Genomic DNA, 3,713 nt, shown 5'->3' with positions numbered 1-3,713 from the left:
CGTGCTCGTCCGCCACAAAACAAGTATGAACCCGAATGCCGGTTTTGTCAGACATGAATTCGGGCGACGGTCGCAGCCCGTGACGTGGCTGCACATGGTGCACTCGACCGCTCGATGGCCCCGCCTGCTCCATGTTTGTCCGGACAGGGATTGCGCAGACGCCGGGTGTTCCGCTCGGAGGCGCCTGCTGCATGCGGGCCCGAGGACGGGAGGCCGCGCGGGCTGCGGCCGGACGCTGGAGTTTTCGGCCGTGTCATCGTGTCGTGGTGGAGAGGACGTGATCGCCGTGACGCAGAACCGCGCCGACCGTTGGATGCTCACGTTCCCCGGGCCTGCCGGGTGCCACGGAGAGCAGGACACCGTCGTGGTGGAGCGGCAGGCCGGATTCGGGCCGCACGGGCATCCGGTCTATGCGGATGCCGATTTCAGCGTCCGGGTCGAGATCGAGGACGGCGGTCTCGTCCACGTCCTGGACTGCGTCGGCCGACCTGTGCCGGACAACCCCGTCCACGCTCAGCCCCTCCATCGGCCAGCGACCTCTCTGCAGTCCCCGCAGAGCCCGCGGACCGTGCCGAGGCCGACGATCAGCCCGTAGTACAGGTCGGACCACCCGCACCGGGCGCGCGAGGAGAATTCGTCCGATCGACAGGTCGGCGCAGGTCTGCACGGTTCGGACAGCCATGGAAGTCCGTTCCTGGCGTGTTCCGGAAGGCGGACCCGGACCGGGTTCCGCGCCTGTGCGGCCCTGCGCCGGGCCCTGGTCCGTCGGTCCCGGATCAGACGGGGCTGGAGCGCCAGGCATCGCGGGCAGCGCTGGAGGCGGAAGCGGCCTGGCGGGCGGTGCGGGAGGCCATCTGTGCAGGGTGGGTTTCCCAGGCGGTGACCACCCGACGTCCGGCAGTGGCCAGGGCGGTGGCGACCAGGGCCGCCCCTGCGACGCCCAGGAAAGCCCCGGCACCGGCCAAGGCGGCGCCCAGGGTGAGGAGACGAACGTTCGGCCTGAACTGCTCGGTATGGAACTGGTTGTTCGGCATGCCTCCACGATGCGCGGCACCGCCTTCCGCCGCACCCGCGGCCGTCCGGCGTGCACCGCCGCGGCGCAGGCCGCGCGCCGACCAGGCACGCCTTGGTGGGTGGTCGATGTGGTCGACCGTCGCGGGTGCCAGATCCGGTGCCCGGCGCCACGAGTACAGCAGTGCCGCATCTTCGGCGACAGGTTGAAGCTGCCAGCGCGTCTCACACGAAGAACGCAAGGTCCCGACCGGGACCGATTGACGCCGTCCAGTTCCACTACGCCTTGCCCGACGAGGCCTGGTGCGTGGAGCCGAGCGAGGCCGTCCCTGCGCAGGCCGCGTGGACCGAGATCCCCAACGCCGCGACCCACCTCCCCGGAGCCGCCTTCCTCGTGGCGGTGATTCCCGACGAGGATCCGGATCTGGAGCCGACCGTCCACATCCATGGCTACGACGAGCACGTCATCCCTCAAGAAGTCCAGCCATCACCAGACGATGGGTGAAGAACGACCGGCTCAACCACGCCGGCTACCTCCGGGCCTTCGCTGCCCTCACCGCACCGCCCGGCGCCGAGGCCCGTTACCGGCGCCGCCGCGACAACGCCGGCGACTGGCACGCCGCCGCCCAGCGCAACCTGTTCAACCGAATGCTCGGCCAGCTGTACCACTGCCTCAAGAACCGCCAGCTGTTCGACGAGCAGATCGCCTTCCCGACCCCACAGGAGCTCGCTGTAGCAGCGGCGTAGCCGAATCCACGGTGGCCTTCGGCCGCGTGCTTGAATCGCCGGATGATCGACTGGTCCACTCTGCACGATGTCTACGGCGCGGCGGCTGCGATTCCCGGGCTGTTGGAACGGGCAGCCGGTCGTGATCAGGACGCGATCGACCAACTCTGGGGGCGCTTGTGCCATCAGGGGACGATTTCCTCGGCGAGCATTGCCGCGCTGCCGCAGCTGGCGGACATCGTCGAGACCACCGCCTCCGGAGACTGGGCTCTCGGCTTGGCCGGCGCCATCGCGGGCGGTCTGCTCCAAGGCCACCACGGCGCCGACGAAGAGGTGGCTCGCCAGGAGCCGACCCTGGCACGGCTGCGGGACCTGGCCACCGCGCGCCTGGCACCCGGCCAGGACCGTCGAACCTATCTCGGCTTGCTGCAGGCGATACTCGCCTTCGACCGCCAGCCCCTGTGGTTCGAGACTCTGGACGACTTCACCGACTCTTTCTACACAGTCGCCTGCCCGCACTGCCGTGCAACCGTAACGATTGCTATCGGCGACTACGGCTGCTACTCCTCGATCCGGGACTGGGACCTGGGGGACGTCCACCAGATCCCGCTGCGGCCGGCCACGGCCGACGCGCTGACCAGCGTGGGGAGGATGCTGCATGAGCTGGCTGAACGGGACGAACAGACAAAACTAGCCTGGGGTCTCACGCACCTGTTCGGCCGTGCGGAGTGCCCGGGTTGCGGAAGCGTCTTCGACATCGCCTCGGAGTACGAGGCCGCGAATGCACCCGCCCCGTGGGACTTCGCTCGTCGCCACACCACGGACACCCCCTGATTGCCGACGTGGCGTTCGAACACCGAGCCCGCACCCACAGGCCCCGACTTGACGGCTTGGCGCCGTGAGGTGTCTGGATAGCCCCGTTCACCGGGCTGAGCCCGCACGACTTCCGCAAACTGATGACAGTGCTGCGTCGCGGGTGTGCTGACACGGGCCGCCCTGGCCGGCCGTGGGCCCGCCCTTCGAGGACCGGGTCCTGCTGGTCGCGGCCTACTGGCGCACCAGCCTGACGCCGCGGCAGCTCGCGCCGCTGTTCGGGGTGTCCAAGTCGGCGGCCGACCGCATCATCGACCACATCGGCCCGCTGCTCGCGCTCAAGCCGCGGTGACGCTTCCGCAAGGACACTGTGGTGATCGTCGACGGTCTCCTGGTCCCCACCCGCGACCACACGATCGCCGAGCAGTCCAAGAACCAGCGGTACTCCACCAGCCACCAGGTTGTCATCGATGCCCGCACCCGCCTGGTCGTCGCGGTCGGCCGACCCCTGCCCGGCAACCGGAACGACTGCAAGGCCCGGGAGGAGTCCGGCGCCAAGGACGCGGTCGGCCGGACCACGACGATCGCCGACGGCGGATACCCGGGCACCGGCCCGGTCATCCCGCACCGCCGGCCCAGGGGCGGCGACCTCACCGCGTGGCAGGCCGAGCACAACCCTGAACACAAGCAGGTCCGCGCCCGGGTCGAGCACGTCTTCGCCCGGATGAAGACCTGGAAGATCCTGCGTGACTGCCGTCTCAAGGGCAGCGGCGTCCACTACGCCGTGCTCGGCATCGCGCGCCTTCACAACCTCCTCCAGGCCGCGTGAGGCGGGCGACCGCCGAGCATCGGCCCGCCCCGCGAGACGCCCGAAGACCAATTACGCGACAGCCCTCAGCCGATGAGGAGTGGAGGAGGCCGCCAGCGGTCACACCGATGAGGCCGAGCACGACGGGCCACGGGGTGAGGCCGCGGGCGGCGCCGACGATCTGCTGGTTGCGGGTGACGGGGTCGGCGCGTGGGCGAGACCGCCGTTGGCGTGCCAGGCGGCCACCTGGTCGATTGCAGGCCGCCGTACGAAGGCGACGGCCGTGGGGCGTCAGCCGGGGCGGTGAGGCCGATGGCCGGTCAGCCGTTCGGCTTTCCGCTGCTGCCGGTGCGGG

General features: G+C 70.0%; 4 protein-coding genes and 2 pseudogenes. 5 read left to right on the top strand and 1 reads right to left on the bottom strand.

The annotated features are described in order from the left end of the window. Window positions 1–25 precede the first annotated feature (25 nt). A complete protein-coding gene (locus ABZ641_RS29180; RefSeq protein WP_359986518.1) occupies window positions 26–595 on the top strand; it encodes a DUF6296 family protein in 570 nt (189 codons plus the stop codon). Between the two features lie 181 nt (window positions 596–776). Here the strand turns inward: ABZ641_RS29180 and ABZ641_RS29175 are convergent, their stop codons facing one another. Next, window positions 777–1,034 carry a hypothetical protein gene (locus ABZ641_RS29175; protein ID WP_344625307.1) on the bottom strand — a complete coding sequence of 86 codons (258 nt, stop codon included), beginning with the start codon at window positions 1,032–1,034 and terminating at the stop codon, window positions 777–779. A 263-nt stretch (window positions 1,035–1,297) separates the two neighbouring features. Here ABZ641_RS29175 and ABZ641_RS29170 point away from each other — a divergent pair, with 263 nt between their 5' ends. The 4 genes and pseudogenes from ABZ641_RS29170 to ABZ641_RS29155 all read left to right on the top strand — a co-directional run bounded on the left by ABZ641_RS29170 (window position 1,298) and on the right by ABZ641_RS29155 (window position 3,379). Beyond that, on the top strand, window positions 1,298–1,516 hold the full coding sequence (locus tag ABZ641_RS29170) for a hypothetical protein (protein ID WP_359986521.1): 219 nt from the start codon (window positions 1,298–1,300) through the stop codon (window positions 1,514–1,516). Further along, window positions 1,498–1,758: pseudogene (locus tag ABZ641_RS29165) on the top strand (IS110 family transposase); the annotation flags it as partial. The gene ABZ641_RS29170 and the pseudogene ABZ641_RS29165, both read left to right, overlap by 19 nt. A 42-nt stretch (window positions 1,759–1,800) precedes the next feature. Further along, window positions 1,801–2,571, top strand: coding sequence for a hypothetical protein (locus ABZ641_RS29160; protein ID WP_359986515.1), 771 nt, complete (start codon window positions 1,801–1,803; stop codon window positions 2,569–2,571). 77 nt (window positions 2,572–2,648) lie between these two features. Continuing rightward, window positions 2,649–3,379: pseudogene (locus ABZ641_RS29155) on the top strand (transposase). The last annotated feature ends 334 nt before the right edge of the window (window positions 3,380–3,713 follow it).

This window comes from Kitasatospora sp. NPDC007106 (genome assembly GCF_040634455.1).
GTDB classification, from domain to species: Bacteria; Actinomycetota; Actinomycetes; order Streptomycetales; family Streptomycetaceae; genus Kitasatospora; species Kitasatospora arboriphila.
The sequence above is the reverse complement of the archived record's forward strand: the minus strand, read 5'-3'. Positions and strand labels throughout refer to the sequence as shown.